We start from the raw sequence: 16,260 nt of genomic DNA on the forward strand, positions 1-16,260 counted from the left end.
TCCAGACTAACGGGGCTGCCGAACTGGAGCGTCACTGCAATACTGTTGCACCATGACACAATTCGACGTTGTCGATCTCATCCGCACCAAGCGCGGCGGCGGGCGACTCGCCCCGGAAGAAATTGACTGGCTCATCGACGCCTACACCACCGGCGTGATCGCCGATGAACAGATGTCCGCCATGGCCATGGCGGTGTTCTTCCGCGGAATGGACGATGCGGAGTTGTCCCAGTGGACCGACGCCATGATCGCCTCCGGCGACCGGATGGACTTCAGCAGTCTGTCACGTCCCACGGTCGACAAGCACTCCACCGGCGGGGTCGGCGACAAGATCACCCTGCCCTTGGCTCCCCTGGTCGCCGCGTGCGGGGCAGCCGTGCCACAGCTGTCCGGACGGGGCCTGGGGCACACTGGCGGCACCCTGGACAAGATGGAGGCCATTCCCGGGTGGCGAGCGAACCTCACCCATGACGAGATGATGCGCCAACTCGAGGAGGTCGGGGCCGTCGTGTGCGCTGCCGGGTCCGGGCTGGCACCGGCCGACAAGAAGCTCTACGCCCTGCGCGACGTCACCGGGACCGTGGAGTCGATTCCACTCATTGCAAGTTCCATCATGAGCAAGAAAATCGCCGAGGGCACCGACGCGCTCGTCCTCGACGTCAAGACCGGTTCGGGTGCCTTCATGAAGACTGAGGAGGACTCCCGGGAGTTGGCGCGTCGACTGGTGGGGCTGGGCAAGGCTGCTGGCGTGAACACCAGCGCGCTCATCACCCGGATGGACGTACCTCTGGGGTACGCCTGCGGCAACGGCATCGAGGTCGCCGAGGCCATCGAGGTACTTGCCGGTGGCGGCCCGTCCGACGTCGTCGAGCTCACGGTGGCCCTGGCCCGACGGATGGTCGAGGCCGCCGGTCTGGACGCCGACCCGGAGCAGGTGCTGGCCTCCGGGGCGGCCATGGACGTGTGGCGTGCGATGATCCGTGCCCAGGGCGGGGACCCGGATGCCGCACTGCCCATCGCCAAGCACTCCGATGATCTGCACGCGCCACATGACGGCGTCGTCACCGACATCGATGCCATGAGCGTCGGCATCGCTGCATGGCGTCTGGGGGCCGGACGGGCGCGCAAGGAGGATCCGGTTCAAGCTGCTGCCGGCGTGCTGTTGCGGGTACGCCCCGGCGACCGGGTGGTGACCGGGCAGCCGCTGGCGACCCTGCTCACCGACGCCCCCGAGGCCGTCGACCGGGCCCGGGCGGCACTCGAGGGAGCCTTCACCCTGGGGGATTCATCTGATTGCCGGCCGATCATCGTGGGACACGTGGACTGATGTTCCTGTCCGATCCACTTCTGCTGTGGCCCGATGCACACGGCGTCGACGTCGTCTGGTTCACCACCGAGGCGGGCGCACGTCACGTCGTCGAGCTGGACGACGGACGCCGGATCCCGGCCACCACGACGAGACTCACCCGGATGGATCGTGCCGTGCATCGACACCGGGCCCGGGTGGGCGGGCTGCAAGCCGGTGGCCTGGGGTATCGGGTCATCAGCGATGGCCAGACCTCACCGCGTTTCACTCTGCGTCCTGCCCCTGGCAGAGGGTCGGGGGTGCGACTGCTCATCACCAGCGACCACCAGGCCAAACCCCACACCGCTGCGAACATGGAACTGGCCGCGGCCACGGTCGGCCCCGTCGACGCCGTCATCATGCCCGGTGATCTGGTCAATTCCCCGGACCGGGCGGCAGACTGGTTCGGTCCGCACCCCAGCGCTGGGGACGATGCCGAGATTCGGCAGTTCCTGCCGATCATGCAGGGCCGAGCACGCAGCACCGCTGCCAACGGCAGGGCGTACCGTGGTGCGCCACTGGTGCAGAACGTCCCCCTGTATCCGGCCATCGGCAACCACGAGGTGTCTGGGGAGCTCGGACCGAGCAGTTGTTCGATCGACTCCTACCGGCAGATCACCGGTGCCAGACCGTGGTACGCCGTCACCATCGGCAATGTGCGTCTCATCACCCTGTTCGTGGCACGAATGTGGCGTGGGTTCGACGTGAACGCCGATCCCCGGGCTCGGCAACGCAGCCGCTATCAGGAGGCGAGTGCCGACGTCGGAGATCCGCAACGCCACGGTCAGGGATGTTTCATCCACGAGTCGATCGCCCCCGGCTCCCCACAATGGCAGTGGCTGGTTGACGAACTCGACTCGCCGCAACGCAGAGCGGCACGCTACACCGTCGTCCAGATGCACGAGGGGCCGCACGGGCTCGGGGAGAACCTCACTCCCCCATTCGCCGATCCCCGACGCGTTGAGGAGTACGACGACACGGGCGAGCTGATCGGCATCCGGTACGACTACGACCAGCGTGACAATCCGCTGCTCAACCACCTGTGTCCGCTGCTGGAGGAGGCCGGGGTGCAGTTGGTCGCGAGCGGCCACTCACATCTGTGGAATCGGTTCTGCAGCGGTGACACCCACTACTTCGAGGGGTCGAACACCGGCAACTCCTACGGGGCGTACACGACGGCCCAGCAAGTCTGGCGGCACGTACCACCAGAACCGTGGCAGATCGGCAACTACAGTGCCGCCGACGATCCCGGTGGTCTCACCCCGCAGGTGCCCACCGTCCATCCCCTGCACGACGCACATGGTGCACCGCTGCCCTACGTCGCCAGCGATGACCACGTCGTCTTCCAGCTGCTCGACACCGGCACCGGAGTGCTCACCAGCTGGATCGCCGACATGACCCAGGAGGAACCGACACCGGTGGTCCTTGATCGGTTCACCCTCACCTCGAGCTGAGGCCCGTGCCCGACTGGGACGCTGCGCGCTGGAGGCGGCAACGGAGCTCCCGAGAGGCAGGCCCCGGTCTGGCACCCATCCGATGCGCCTCTCAGTCCGATGCACCCCTCTGCCGCACCTCCGCCCTCGTGGGGCGGAGAATCTGGTTCGCGGCCTGGACTGGTCGGGATCGAGCCCTCCGACCGATCCCGGTCGGTCTCGGTGACTCAGCAGACCTGCTGGGTCCAGCCGTAGGGATCCTCGACGCGGCCGAACTGGATGTCGAGCAGCCTCTGGCGGATCGTCATCGTCACCTCTCCGATGGGTGAGGGCAGCTCGAATCGTCCGTTCTCGTCGACCAGGGCGCCGATCGGGGTGACGACAGCAGCCGTGCCGCAGGCAAAGGCCTCCTGGACCGTCCCGGCACGCACCGCGTCGTGGAGCTCGTCGATGGAGATCCTGCGTTCCACCGGCACCAGATCCAGGTCATGGGCCAGCCGGAGGATGGACTTGCGGGTGATGCCGGACAGAATGCTTCCGGTGAGCTCCGGAGTGAGGAGTCGGCCATCATTGGTGACGGCCATGAAGTTCATGCCACCGAGCTCCTCGATCCAGGTGTGCTCGACGGCGTCGAGGAAGAGCACCTGGGCGCATCCACGATCCTGGGCGGCGAGCTGCGCGGTGAGCGAGGCGGCGTAGTTGCCACCGCACTTGGCGGCACCGGTGCCACCAGGAACTGCACGCACCTCGTGACGCTCCACCCAGATGTCGACGGCGCGCACCCCGTCGGAGAAGTAGGCACCGACCGGGGAGCCGAGGATGGCGAAGCGCACCTTGCCAGCCGGCGCAACTCCCAGGAAGTCGTCGTTGGCGAACATCACCGGACGCAGGTAGAGACTCTTCTCACCTGACCCCGGGTCGGGGACCCAGCGTGAATCGGTGGCAACGAGTTGGCGTACCGCCGTGAGGAAGTCTTCCTCGGGCAGCTGTGGCAGTGCGAGTCGCTTGGCCGAGGTGTTGAGCCGTCGTGCGTTCTCCTCGGGACGAAACAGCCACACCGAGCCGTCGGCATGGCGATAGGCCTTGAGTCCCTCGAAGATCTCCTGGGCATAGTGCAGCACGGCATTGGCCGGGTTCACCGCAAGGGGCTGGTAGTCCGTGATCGCGTCGCCGGTCCACCCCTCCGAAGCGGTCCAGTCGGCGACCGCCATGTGGTCACTGACCTGTTCGCCGAAGTGTTGGCCAATCTTGGGAGCGGCGTGAATCTCGTCGATCCGTTCCTGGTCAGACCAATGGGGACGATCCGGGGCAGCAAAACTCAAAGTCATGGTCGTCACGGTATACCTTGGCCCCGTCCGTTCCGGACTGTTCGTATGGCGGACACCGTGGTCGCCTCTGAACGGCCCAGTCGCTCGAACGATGGTAGGGCAGGCAGCTCTGGCCACGAATGGAAGATCAGCAACCGAAGCGGGAACGCATTCGCTCGTCCGTCCTCACCAGCTGGTGACTGGCGTGCTCGGCACGCAGTTGGGCGAGCTCGGGGGCACCGGCCTCCTGATCGGCACGGAATCGGTTGGCGAACTGACCCGAACCGATGTCGTCGAGGACCGCCTTCATGGCGGCTCGGACGTGTCCGTCGATCACTCTCGTGCCGGCCAGCAGACCGCCGTACTCGGCGGTGGCGTCCTGTGAGGTGTTCCCCCGCCCTTCCGTCATCTGATCCACGACGTCCTTGAGCACGTGCCGCATCTCGAGGTGGGCCACCTCGGGCTGGCACCCGGCCTGGACCAGCGTCTCGAAACCCATCCGCACCAACTGTGCCAGACCGCCGTGCACCACCTGCTCGCTGAACAGCTCGGCCTGGGTCTGCTCACCCATCGTCGTGACGAAGGCGTCGTTCCGCAGCCCGCCGATGGCCTTGGTGTAGGCCTTGGCGAGGTCCCATGCCCGACCGGTCGCATCCTGGTGGACGCCGAGCAGGGCCGGGACGGCGTGTCCGTCCTCATAGTGACGCCGCATCGTCGCACCGGACTCCTCGACCGCCACCAGACAGACGTCCACCCCGCGAGGCGGCTCAACCTGCCCGAAGTGCACGCTGAAACCGCGTGGGAACACGAGGGCATCACCATCGCCCAGGTGGGCAGCAATGTGCTCGGCGTAGATCGTGGGGATCTGCTCGTCGGCGAGCAGGACGGCGATGACGTCGGCCTCCTGGCAGGCCTGGGTAATCGACATCACCGGCAATCCCTCGGCCTGAGCAGCAGGGATGCCGCTGGAGCTCGGGGCCAGACCGACCCGCACATCCACCCCGGAGTCACGCAGGTTGAGGCAGTGGGCGCGAGCCTCGGCCCCAAACCCGATGACGGCGACCTCCCGGTCCTGGATCATGGAGAGATCGGCATCCCCGGAATGGATGGCGGCCATGGATGTCTCCTTCGTTGATGTCAGCTGCACAGCTGGGCGTGGATCTCGTCGACCGGACGCATCGGCAGTTGGGTACGCACATGCGACATGCCCGGTTCGCTCTCATAGCGCGGGATGACGTGGACGTGCAGGTGATCGACGCTCTGACCGGCCACGGTGCCGCTGTTGACGAGCAGGTTGACCCCGCTGGCTCCGAGTTTGTCAACGAGGATGTGGGCAACCTTCGTCACCATGGGCATGATGCGGGCCAGCTCGCCCTCGTCGTCAAGGGCAGAGGTGACGTGGTGACGCGGCACGACCAGGGTGTGGCCCTCCTGGGCAGGACTCACATCGAGGAAGGCGAGACCGACGTCGTCGCTGGCAACCTGCCGGGACTCGACGTCACCGGAGATGATGGAACAGAAAAGGCAATCCATGCCCCTTCTTTTACCAGAGTTTTCGGTGCGGCGAGGGTCAACGCACCTCGAATCCTGCTGCGCGCAGTGCATCCTTGACCTCGGCAATGGTGAGCCTGCCGTAGTGGAACACCGAGGCGGCCAGCACGGCATCGGCACCGGCTCGGGCGGCCTGCACGAAGTTGTCTGGGGTTCCGGCGCCGCCCGAGGCCACCAGCGGGACGTCCACGGCGTCTCGCAGGGCCTCGATCATCTCCAGGTCGAATCCAGCCGTGGTGCCATCGGCATCCATCGAGTTGAGCAGAATCTCCCCTGCCCCCAGATCCACGGCACGGCGGGCCCATTCGACGGCGTCCAGACCAGCGGCACGGCTGCCCCCGTGGGTGGTGACACCGAAACCGGACGGTTGACCCGCCTCCCGTCGGGCGTCCAGCGACAGGGTGACCACCTGGTTTCCGAATCGGTCGGCAATCGTACCGATGACGCTCGGATCGGCGATTGCTGCGGTGTTGATGCTCACCTTGTCGGCGCCGTGGCGCAGCAGGGCATCGACGTCGTCCACGGTGCGTACTCCCCCACCCACCGTGAGTGGGATGAACACCGTGTTGGCGCACCTCGTCACGAGTTGCATGGTGGTACGTCGCCCCTGCTCGGAGGCCGAGATGTCGAGGAAGGTGAGTTCGTCCACCCCCTGCTCGCCATAGCTGCGAGCCATCCCCACCGGATCGCCCGCATCGCGCAGACCGGTGAAGTTCACCCCCTTGACGACGCGACCGTCCTTGACGTCCAAGCACGCGACGACGCGCAACGCAACACCCATGCCCGAACCCTACTGCCAGCCGAGCAGTATTCGCCCGAGCTCCGCAAAGTGGGACGACGCCCACGGATGGCATGCCCCCAAGCCCCACCGAACCAAGACCCCGTGAACGACGGCGACGTCTGCCGCTGGCGGAGTGTCTCAGCCCTCGTCACGGTCCAGGACGACGACGCCACGTTGAATGGCGCCCACCACCTGCCGGCAGGTGTGAGCCAACTCATCGTCCACCCCGGCTCGGGAGATCTGCCCGGCGAGATCGGCCACCTGACGTGCTTGGCGTACGAAGTCCCCCGCACTGCCACCCTCGCTGAGGACGACGTCGAGCCCGGCTCCGCACACCCAGGCATGGATCGTCTCGGCGAAGCCGATGTCCAGGTCACGGCGCGGCTCCAGTCGCTGGTCGCGTTCCAGACGCCCCACCCGGGCACGTACCGCACGAAGCCTGCTCTCGGCTCGTTCACCCTCGTGGGTCGGCATGCGCATCATCCGGCCTCGATCCCCCGGCCGTGACTCGTGGACCAGGGTGGAGAGCACGGCAGCGAGATCTGCCGGGTCCAGCTCGTCGAAAATCCCCTCCCCGATGGCCTCACAGGTCACCAGGTCCAGCTCGGAGTAGATGCGCGAGAGCATCCGACCACGGTCGGTGACCTGGTGCCCGTCGTCGGCCAGATACCCCAGGGCCTCCAGTACCAGACAGATGCGGTCGAACCGGGTCGCGATGGAGGTGGTGCGGCTGCGCGCCTTGGCCTGAGCCTTGTCCCTGGCCCGCTGCAGGCGCATGGCACGTTCGGCGAATCGCGCATGGGTCTCACGATCTGGGCACTGGTGGCACGGATGGGTACGGATCGCCGCCCGCAGGTTGGCGATCTCATCGGCCAGATCGGTGTTCGGAGGTGCCCCGTGACGCCGGTTGGGTTTCGGACGTTCCAGACGGGCCGTTGCAGCGTCGAGGTCTCGCCCCAGTGCTCGTCTGGCGGCCGCATTGCCGGGATGGAAGTGTTTGGGGACGTGGATCCCCGCCATCCGGTGCACCGGGGCGTCGATGTCGTCATTGCCCAGGGTGACGACCGTGTGCCCCTCGACCATCGCCATCACCCGGATCGACGCCGTTCGTCCACCGCGTCGTCCAGCATCCAGCACCACTGCCCAGCCGGCATGTGACCCGCTGGGCACGGCGATGACATCTCCCACCCCGAGTTCGCACACCGAGTCGAGGATCTCGGCCCGGGCTCCACCACGGCGTGCCCTGGCCTGTTCCGCCTCCAGCTGGGAGACCTTCTCACGCATCGTGGCGTACTCGGTGAAGTCGCCCAGCTCGCAGTGTGCTGCTGCGAGGTAGTCGGAGATGGCCTGTTCGTCCTCACGACCCAGCCCGGCCCGCGCACCAATTCGGCGGTCGGTCTGGAACTGGGCGAAGGAGTGCACGAGAAGATCGACGGCCTGTTCCCGGCCCATCGAGTGCACCAGGTTGACGGCCATGTTGTAGGTGGGCTCGAATGCCGACCGGAGTGGATAGGTGCGTCGGGACGCCAGTCCGGCCACGGCTCGCGGATCCGTCCCGGGCTGCCAGCAGACGACGGCATGTCCTTGGGTGTCGATGCCGCGTCGACCCGCCCGGCCGGTGAGCTGGGTGTACTCACCTGCGGTGATGTCGGCGTGGGTCTGGCCGTTGTACTTGACGAGTTTCTCCAGGACGACGGTACGTGCCGGCATGTTGATTCCCAGGGCGAGGGTCTCGGTGGCGACGACGACCTTGAGCAGACCACGGACGAATGCCTCCTCCACCACGGCCTTCTGCACCGGAAGCAGGCCGGCGTGATGGGCGGCAAGCCCCCGCTCCAGATGTGACACGAAGGTGTCCCATCCCAGGGCCCGTCTCTCCTCGACGCCCAGCGAGTCGCCGTAGGACTCGGCGATCTGGCGAATCTGTCCGGCCTCGTACTCACTGGTGAGGACGATGTCCTGATTGGCCAACTGGTGCACAGCGGCTTCGCAGCCCCTGCGGGAGAAGATGAAGATGATGGCAGGAAGAAGCCGTGAACGACGAAGGGCCCGAACCACCTGACCACGACTCGGGGAGTTGCGCGGGGCCCGCTCGCGATCCTGCCCGCGACCCCAGTTCTGGCCCCTGCCGCGATCCTTGCCCTGTCCCCCGTTCCTTGCATGTCCTCGATCCGTGTTACCCCGCCGGTTTCGTGACATCGAGGCCCCGCCGAACCGACCGGAACCATAGGACACGGTCCTGCGGCCCCGACCCGAGCGACCACGAGGCCGGCGGGCATCGTCGCGATGGTAGCGAGACTCCTGCTTGGCCAGACGAGTGAGCTCCGGGTTGACGTCATCACCCCGGGGATCGAAGAGATCGATGAGACCACCACGCACGGCGACGTGCTGACTGAGCGGCACCGGACGTTCCTCCGAGACGACGACGCGCACGTCACCGCGCACCTCGTCGAGCCATTCGCCGAACTCCTCGGCATTGGACACCGTTGCCGACAAGGCAACCAGACGCACCGTCGGGTCCAGGCCAAGGATGACCTCCTCCCACACCGGGCCGCGGAACCGGTCCGCCAGGTAGTGCACCTCGTCCATGACGACCCATCCCAGCCCGACGAGGGTCGATGAGCCGGCGTAGATCATGTTGCGCAGCACCTCGGTCGTCATGACGACGATGGGCGCCTCGGAGTTGACGGAGGCGTCCCCGGTGAGCAGCCCCACCGAGTCCACGCCGTACCGAGCGACGAGGTCGTGGTACTTCTGGTTGGACAGGGCCTTGATGGGGGTGGTGTAGAAACACTTGAGACCGGATTCCAGGGCCAGGAAGGTCGCGTACTCCCCCACGACCGTCTTCCCGGCACCAGTGGGAGCTGCGACGAGCACGCCGGCTCCCTCATCGAGGTGGTGGCAGCCCTGCAGCTGGTAGTCGTCCAGCTCGAAGGAGTAGGTGGACGCGAAACGGCTCAACGGGGAGGTGTCCATGGCTCCACGATATCCACGAGTCACCCGGCACGCGGTATCGCAACGGCACCGGGCTCTCAGTCGACCTTGATGTTGAACTCCTCGGGATCGATCCCGAGGTCGGAGCCACGCCGCTTCTCATTGGCCCGGCAGATGAGTTCCGAGATGACGTACATGACGGCCATCGGCAGCGCCAGGGCCATCATCGACACTGGATCACCGGACGGGTTGGCGAACGCACCCAGGACGAAGAAACCGAAGATCGCCCACTTGCGGGCAGCAGCGAGCTGGGCAGAACTCACCAGGTGAATGAGGTTGAGCAGGACGAGGAAGACCGGCAGCAGGAAGCACACCCCGAACAGCAGCACGAGACGCAGTTCGAGCGCCAGGAAGGCATTCATGTCCAACAGGTTCGTGATGCCCATGCCGCTGGGTGTGAAATTGAGCATCATGGTGATGCCCTTGGGCAGCACCCAGTACCCCAGGGCGGCCCCGGTGAGGAACAGGGGTACGGACGCCCCCACGAATCTCAACGCCAGCTTCTTCTCCCTGGCGAGCAGACCCGGAACGATGAATGCCCAGATCTCGTAGAGCCATATCGGACAGGCGGCGATGAGGCCGGCCACCATGGACACCCGCAGATTGAGCAGGAAGGGAGCGACGACACCGGTGTTGACCACCTGCAGCTGTGCCCCGGGGTTCTTCGCCACGATCGCCCGACTGGCCAACTGGTAGGGCCACATGACGACCTGCACCAAGGGGCGGTAGAAGACGAATGCCACCGAGGTGGTCACCACGATGGCCAGCAGGGAGACGATGAGTCGGTAGCGCAGCTCACGGAAGTGGTCGAGCAGCGGCATCGTGCCACCCTCGCCGGCTTCAGGCGGACGGAACCTGCCGAACCGACGCCGGTGTTCGGTCCCCTCGCTCATCGTCTGCGCCACCAGTCGGAGCCCGTTCAGTTCTCGGTGGACTCGGGTTTGCCCTCGACGGCCTTGTCCTGCGCCGTCGCAGCAGCGTCGTCCTTCTTGTCCTTGTCGTTGAGTCCCTGGGTCTCCTCCTTGAACTCACGAATGGCACGGCCAGCTCCCTTGCCGACGCCAGCCAACCGCGACCCGCCGAAGAGCAGCAGGGCGATGATGACGAGGATGAGCACCGATATCTCGGTGGGGACGAGCAGCAGAGCTGGAAACATGAGCAGTCCTTTCAGGAGCTCCGGGGGTGCTCCCACCTAGTTGCACCCCAGTGTCGGACGGCGTTCAGGCTACCACGTGCCCTCGACCATCGTCGTCACTCTTTGCGCCATCATCTGCATGCCGGTTGCTCATTCACGCGTTGTTCACAAGCCGTTCACCCAGGAGGCAGGGATCAAGGCCCGGCTTCCTCACGGTGACGCCGATCCGTCCATGCTCTGCTGCAGTCCCTCAAGGTCGATCTGCTCGGCCACCTGGCCCACCTCCCCCAGTCGTGCGGTGAGCTGCTCCAGACTCTCCGTCATCCGGGTGAAGCGTCTCCACAGGTACCACGCTCCCCACAGGACCACCACGATCATGCCGACGAGTGCCACACCAAGCATCCAGATCCACATGAGACCCTCACCCCTCGCCATCGACGCTGCAGACCCGGTGGGCGGCGAGGGTACGGGTGGCGAGTTCCGCGAGGCGGTGAGCGGCACACGCAGGGGTGACGGCGAGCACCTCGTCCTGGAACATCGCCAACAGACCGGCGAACCACGCGTCATTCGCCACGGGAAAGGTGATCTGCCAGCCCTGCTCAACGCGCTCCACCCGGCGGGACGGGAAGTGCTCCCCCAACCATCGGGCAGCGGGTCTGACGATCACCTGAACCTCGGCATCGGCTGGCAGGGTGGCGAACCATTCATCGTCACTGTGTCGGTGGCGGGTCGCCGAACCGATCCTCACCGCGTCAACGATGCGATCCAGCCGCCAGGTACGCCATGCCTTGCGGGTCAGTGACCAGCCGTGGAGGTACAGGTGTCCGTCCCGCAGCTGCACCTCGACGGGATCGACGACATGTGTGGTGAGCGCTCCGGCAGATTCGCGTCGATGGGTGAGCTTGATGCGCCAACCCCGTTCACAGGCTTGCATGTACCACTGAGACTTCTCATCAATCTCCGGGGGATGCACCCGAACGGCGTCATGGTCCACCGAGCCCGCCTCGACAAGCTTGTCGATGACACGATCCACCGTCCGGGTCAGCGATTCGTCGGCTAGGTCGCGCACGATCTGCAGTGCTGCGATGAGTGACCATGCCTCCGCAGACGACAACTTCATGGGGCGATCGAGCTCATCGGGACTGCCCATCGAGATGATCGCTGGCTCCTGCCCATCACGTTCCAGGTGCAGGTCGTCGTCCAGACCTCCAACGGTGAAACCGCTCATGAGCAGGGTGCGCAGGTCGCCTTCGAGCTGGCGCTCGGTCACGCCCAGATCCTTGGCGGCCTGCGTCGCCGTCACCTGGGGATGGGAGCGCAGGTACGGCACGACGGTGAGGAGTCGGGAAAGGTCACTGTGACCGGCCATTGCCCACCTCCACCATGTCGTCACCATCGCCGTCCTGCTCCGATGCCTGCTGCAGCCAGGGCTGGTCGACGAGCTCCTGCAGCCACGCCATGACCTGTTCACGCACCTGCGGTGGTCCGACGACGACTGCTCGACCACCGGCCTGGAGGACTGCCGTCTGCAGCTGGCGCAGACCAGGTGCGGTGACATGCACGACACGAGAGTTTCCAGTGCCTCCCACGGTGCCGACGGACGGTGGAATCTCGTCGTCGCTCAGGGTTCGGATCCGCACCCCGGCGAGTTGGACGGCTCCGGTGAGGACGACGATCGCCTCGATGTCCTCGCTGTCGGTGGGATCCAGTGGCCCCAGTTCGCGCTGCATGGTGGCACTGTCCGGGCGTACGACCGTGCCGGGTCGACCTGTCAGCCGCACGTGCGAGGTGATCCGTGACACTCGGAAGGTGCGTGCCTCGTCAACATCGATGTCACGCCCCTGCAGGTACCAGTGACCGTCCTGCAGGATGACCTGCCAGGGGTCGACGTGCCGTACTCGCTCGGCGCGATACTCGAAACTCACGGGAACACCTTGGTCGGTGGCGGTCATGAGCACTGGCACCTGGTCGTTGCCATCGCTGTGCCCGGCCAGGGCCATCGGACCCGTCATGGTGGCGTCCGGTACCTCTGCAGCCAGCATCGACGTCGCATCGGCATCGCTGCACGGCTCGGCCCCGACAGCACGCAACTTGCGAATGGCGGAATGAGCCGACTCGTCGAGCACGGAGTCGCGCCACACCGTGTTGGCCATGGCCAACACGTCCGTCTCGTCGGTGGTGAGATGTACTGGCTTCAGCTCGTAGTTCTGACGAACGATGCGATACCCCATCTTGTTGGGGCCGATGCCAGGCATGTCGACGACGTCAATGGGAATGCCGAGTTCGCGCAGTGCCCTCTTGTCCCGTTCGAAGGTGCGCCGAAAGGCATCGTCGGAGAGGTCATGGTAGAGCTCGATGTGGTCGCGCAACTCGCTGCGCAGCAGTGGACGATCCGTGGTGAGCAGGGCGGTGACGAGGCTCACCATTCGTTCGTGCCGTTTCGACATCATCACCCCAGTCCACGAAATCCTGTGCAGTGCCGCAGACATCGATTCCTCGATCTCGGTGGCTGGTGCACACGGTCAGACGGGGATGAGCCTACTCGCGTCCATCGTGATGGGTGACTCGAGTCGATCTACAATCCATCCGTGTCCTGCCCACACCCATTCAGCAATGCCACCACCGGCGAGCGTCCTGCCGGCCGGTTCGCCCCTTCGCCCACCTCTGCACTGCACATCGGCAATCTCCGCACCGCCTTGGCAGCGTGGTTGTTGGCGCGGTGCAGTGATCGACGATTCGTCGTGCGGGTGGAGGACCTGGACCAGCAACGGGTGGCTGCTGCCGGTGGGATCGCCGATCAACAGTTGCGCGATCTGGAAGCCCTGGGCCTTGACTGGGACGGCCCGGTGGTGCGTCAATCGGAACGGCTGGACATCTATTCAGACGCCCTCGCTCAGCTGCCCACCTATCCGTGTTTCTGCACTCGCAGGGAGATTGCGGCCGCCGCCCAGGCCCCCAATGGCGTCCAGAGCTGGCGCCCCTACCCGGGAACGTGCCGCACTTTGAGCCACTCAGATCGCCAGAGCCGCGCGAGAATGCGCCCTGCTGCCACTCGGTTGGCCTCCGAGGTCTCCGGTTGGCAGGTCACCGACCAAGCCCGTGGCACCTGTCTGGGCCAGGTGGACGACATCGTCCTGCGTCGCAATGACGGGGTTTACGCCTACAACCTGGCAGTCGTCGTCGATGACGGTGCGCAGGGAGTCGATCAGGTGGTGCGGGCCCGTGACCTGTGGCCCTCTGCGGCACGGCAGAGCCATCTGGGGCACCTGCTCGGTCTTCCCGAGGTGCGCTACGCCCATTGCGGCCTGGTGCATGCTCCGGACGGCGAACGGTTGTCCAAATCGGCGCACGCCGGAGGGTTGGCCGAACTGGCGGCCCGCGGGGTGGAGCTTCCTCGGGTGCGGGCCGCGTTGTGTGAGTCCCTGGGGCTTCCGGCAGTGGATGATCCACATGAGTTACTCGCCGATCCTGACGTGACGGCAGCCCTCACTCCTCCCCCGACGGCCCCTGATCCATCGGGGACGCCGGGCACCTGGGACGATCCGAGCTCGTCGCGGCATTCGGACGCGCCTACCGCCACCCCGCAACCGGCGGCGTCACGCCACGCCCCACCACAGGGGAAAGCCCCACGTCCGGTGGACGCGGGGCCGTACCGTGATTCGGAGTCGTCGAGCAGGCTGGGCTGGTGGAGTGACTGGACGGCACCCACGTGGTGAGCCACCACCAAAACGGCCAACCACCACCGTCACCAGGAACGTCCACCCTCGAGAGGTGCCCGATGGGAAGTCACCAGATGATGTTGCCCGGATGACACCCGAACGGGTCGAGCTGGGGCACGAGTAGGTCCAGCTGGGACGCAGGGGGAAACACACGGCGCCCTAGGAGTCACCCCTTCTCGGCCCGGAGCACGTCAATGACGTAGATCATCGTCTCGCCCTTCTTGACCTTCTTGTCGGGGCTGCCCTCGGGATAGGCCTTGTTCGGCGGGGCGATGATGAGCAGTCGTGATCCAGCCGTCTGACCGGCCAGACCCTCCTGCCACGCTGGAATGGTCTGCTGGAGCATGCCCTGGATGCCGGGATCGTCATAGCCGTCATCGACGACCTTGCCGGTGGACCAAGCCCATGAACGGTACTTCACCGTGACGACGTCGTTTGCGGTGATCCTGTTGCCCTTGCCCTTGATGAGCGGCTGGGTGACAAGTTTGGACGGCTTGGACGCCTTGCCGATGTTCACCTTGGGGCCGTCCTTGGCCATGCTGACGGTGGGCAGGCCAGCAGGGGGATCGACCTTCTCGCCGGTGGCCTCGGTGGGAGTGAGTTCCTTGATCTCGACGACGAAGATCAGCGAGTCACCCTTCTGGATGCCGGCACCGGGCCTGCCGCCACCGGAGTCGTACCCATCGGAACCGGGCATCATGATGAGTACCTGATCGCCCACATGGTGCCCGGCAAGTCCCTTGCTGAATCCGGGAACGAACTGCTGCAGCGGGAAGGTGATCGCCTGACCACGCTTGTAGGAGGAGTCGAAGACCTTGCCATCGCGGGCGTTGACACCGACGTAGTCGAGGGTGACGGTGCTGTCGGCCTTGACCTCGGCTCCCGATCCCTTCTTGAGCACGGTGGACTGGGTCTTGTCGATCTTGAGTGGCCAGGCCCCGGTCACCGTGGACTCCTTGCCCTGCTTGGCGTCGACCTTGAGCTCGTCCAGGCTCTTGATGGCCTTGGCAGGCTTGCTGGGTGCCGATGAGGCAGCCGTGCTGGCGCTCGGGGTCGCAGAGGGTGGGGATCCGGCATCGGAGTCCTTCGAACCGCAGGCGGTCAACCCCATGGCAGCCACTGCCAGGAGGGTCGTCGCCTGGACGAACCGGCGCGCGGGTCGACGTTTCATGTCATTCATCACATTTCCTGTCACTCATGTACGGGCGCACAGACCATCTGTTCGCCCACTGGGTCGTCATCACAGGCCGACGATGTCGTAGAGCTTGCCAAGTTCCTCACGGGTGAGGGGGCGCATGTCGCCCCCCCCGAGCTTGCCCAGATGCACCGGACCGATCGAGGTGCGCGACAGTCGGCGCACCGGGTGGGCCACCGAGTCCATCATGCGACGCACGATGCGGTTGCGTCCCTCGTGCAGTGTCACCTGGACCAACGAGTGCTCGTCCATCGCCTGCACCAGCTTCACCGAGTCCGGGTGCACCGGGCCGTCCTCCAGGGTGATTCCCTTGCTCAGCCGGTTGATGACCTTGTGGTCAACACGCCCTTCCACATCGGCGAGGTAGGTCTTGAGCACCTCGTAGGACGGATGTGTCATGCGGTTGGCGAACTCTCCGTCATTGGTGAGCAGGATGAGCCCAGAGGTCTCGGTGTCCAACCGGCCGACGTGGAAGAGTCGGATACCGTGCGGCACCCCCTCCAGGTCGGAGAGATCTGGGCGGCCCTCCGGATCGTCCATCGTCGAGATGACGCCACGCGGCTTGTTGAGCACGTAGTAGACGTGCCGGCGTGCCGTGGGAATACGTGACCCATCCACTCGGATCTCGTCGTGCTCGGGGTCGACACGGCGACCCTGCTCGATGACGAGTTCGCCGTTGACCTCCACTCGGCCACCGGCGATCATCTCCTCTGCGGCCCGTCGCGAGGCCAGCCCGGCCTGAGCCAGGACCTTCTGCAGACGGATTCCTTCCTCGGGCTTGTCGCTCATCGTTCCTCCAA

At 65.8% G+C, this 16,260-nt stretch carries 15 protein-coding genes; 3 read left to right on the plus strand and 12 right to left on the minus strand.

Annotation, left to right across the window (positions count from 1 at the left end; genetic code table 11):
* The first annotated feature begins 52 nt into the window (after window positions 1–52).
* Together ACP8JZ_RS05210 and ACP8JZ_RS05215 are read left to right on the plus strand one after the other, a co-directional pair.
* Window positions 53–1,327 carry a thymidine phosphorylase gene (locus tag ACP8JZ_RS05210; protein ID WP_277100994.1) on the plus strand — a complete coding sequence of 425 codons (1,275 nt, stop codon included), beginning with the start codon at window positions 53–55 and terminating at the stop codon, window positions 1,325–1,327.
* Window positions 1,327–2,799, plus strand: a complete 1,473-nt coding sequence (locus tag ACP8JZ_RS05215; RefSeq protein ID WP_484482195.1) for a metallophosphoesterase family protein — start codon at window positions 1,327–1,329, stop codon at window positions 2,797–2,799. The genes ACP8JZ_RS05210 and ACP8JZ_RS05215 overlap by 1 nt, the downstream gene beginning before the upstream one ends.
* 206 nt (window positions 2,800–3,005) lie before the next feature.
* On the opposite strand, the gene ACP8JZ_RS05220 is transcribed toward ACP8JZ_RS05215, so the two are convergent.
* The 10 genes from ACP8JZ_RS05220 to ACP8JZ_RS05265 all read right to left on the minus strand — a co-directional run bounded on the left by ACP8JZ_RS05220 (window position 3,006) and on the right by ACP8JZ_RS05265 (window position 12,996).
* A complete protein-coding gene (locus tag ACP8JZ_RS05220; protein ID WP_484482196.1) occupies window positions 3,006–4,106 on the minus strand; it encodes a branched-chain amino acid aminotransferase in 1,101 nt (366 codons plus the stop codon).
* 127 nt (window positions 4,107–4,233) lie between these two features.
* The gene (ilvC, locus tag ACP8JZ_RS05225) at window positions 4,234–5,202 is read right to left on the minus strand and encodes a ketol-acid reductoisomerase (protein ID WP_484482197.1); all 969 of its coding nucleotides are present in this window, start codon (window positions 5,200–5,202) and stop codon (window positions 4,234–4,236) included.
* A 20-nt stretch (window positions 5,203–5,222) separates the two neighbouring features.
* Window positions 5,223–5,618, minus strand: coding sequence for an HIT family protein (locus ACP8JZ_RS05230; RefSeq protein WP_323458756.1), 396 nt, complete (start codon window positions 5,616–5,618; stop codon window positions 5,223–5,225).
* 37 nt (window positions 5,619–5,655) lie between these two features.
* Window positions 5,656–6,417 carry an imidazole glycerol phosphate synthase subunit HisF gene (hisF, locus tag ACP8JZ_RS05235; protein ID WP_484482198.1) on the minus strand — a complete coding sequence of 254 codons (762 nt, stop codon included), beginning with the start codon at window positions 6,415–6,417 and terminating at the stop codon, window positions 5,656–5,658.
* 138 nt (window positions 6,418–6,555) lie between these two features.
* The gene (locus tag ACP8JZ_RS05240; RefSeq protein ID WP_306517731.1) at window positions 6,556–9,393 is read right to left on the minus strand and encodes a DEAD/DEAH box helicase; all 2,838 of its coding nucleotides are present in this window, start codon (window positions 9,391–9,393) and stop codon (window positions 6,556–6,558) included.
* Window positions 9,394–9,449: 56 nt separating this feature from the next.
* The gene (gene tatC / locus ACP8JZ_RS05245; RefSeq protein ID WP_036903975.1) at window positions 9,450–10,304 is read right to left on the minus strand and encodes a twin-arginine translocase subunit TatC; all 855 of its coding nucleotides are present in this window, start codon (window positions 10,302–10,304) and stop codon (window positions 9,450–9,452) included.
* A gap of 26 nt (window positions 10,305–10,330) precedes the next feature.
* A complete protein-coding gene (locus ACP8JZ_RS05250) occupies window positions 10,331–10,567 on the minus strand; it encodes a twin-arginine translocase TatA/TatE family subunit (protein WP_023035192.1) in 237 nt (78 codons plus the stop codon).
* 189 nt (window positions 10,568–10,756) lie between these two features.
* Window positions 10,757–10,960, minus strand: coding sequence for a hypothetical protein (locus ACP8JZ_RS05255; protein WP_306517730.1), 204 nt, complete (start codon window positions 10,958–10,960; stop codon window positions 10,757–10,759).
* 7 nt (window positions 10,961–10,967) lie between these two features.
* Window positions 10,968–11,915, minus strand: coding sequence for a helix-turn-helix transcriptional regulator (locus tag ACP8JZ_RS05260; protein WP_306517729.1), 948 nt, complete (start codon window positions 11,913–11,915; stop codon window positions 10,968–10,970).
* Entirely contained in the window at window positions 11,899–12,996 is a 1,098-nt protein-coding gene (locus ACP8JZ_RS05265; RefSeq protein ID WP_306517728.1) for a helix-turn-helix transcriptional regulator, read from the minus strand. Before ACP8JZ_RS05265 ends, ACP8JZ_RS05260 begins: the two co-directional genes overlap by 17 nt.
* 138 nt (window positions 12,997–13,134) lie before the next feature.
* Between ACP8JZ_RS05265 and gluQRS the strand changes: the two genes are divergently transcribed.
* Window positions 13,135–14,262, plus strand: coding sequence for a tRNA glutamyl-Q(34) synthetase GluQRS (gluQRS, locus tag ACP8JZ_RS05270; protein WP_484482199.1), 1,128 nt, complete (start codon window positions 13,135–13,137; stop codon window positions 14,260–14,262).
* A 169-nt stretch (window positions 14,263–14,431) separates the two neighbouring features.
* Here the strand turns inward: gluQRS and ACP8JZ_RS05275 are convergent, their stop codons facing one another.
* Both ACP8JZ_RS05275 and ACP8JZ_RS05280 read right to left on the minus strand, forming a co-directional pair.
* A complete protein-coding gene (locus ACP8JZ_RS05275) occupies window positions 14,432–15,436 on the minus strand; it encodes an FKBP-type peptidyl-prolyl cis-trans isomerase (RefSeq protein ID WP_306517727.1) in 1,005 nt (334 codons plus the stop codon).
* 69 nt (window positions 15,437–15,505) lie between these two features.
* Complete coding sequence (locus ACP8JZ_RS05280) at window positions 15,506–16,249, minus strand: pseudouridine synthase (protein ID WP_065860618.1); 744 nt, start codon at window positions 16,247–16,249, stop codon at window positions 15,506–15,508.
* Window positions 16,250–16,260: the final 11 nt, after the last annotated feature.

The sequence above is a fragment of the Cutibacterium sp. LaCa_286 genome, from assembly GCF_057198075.1.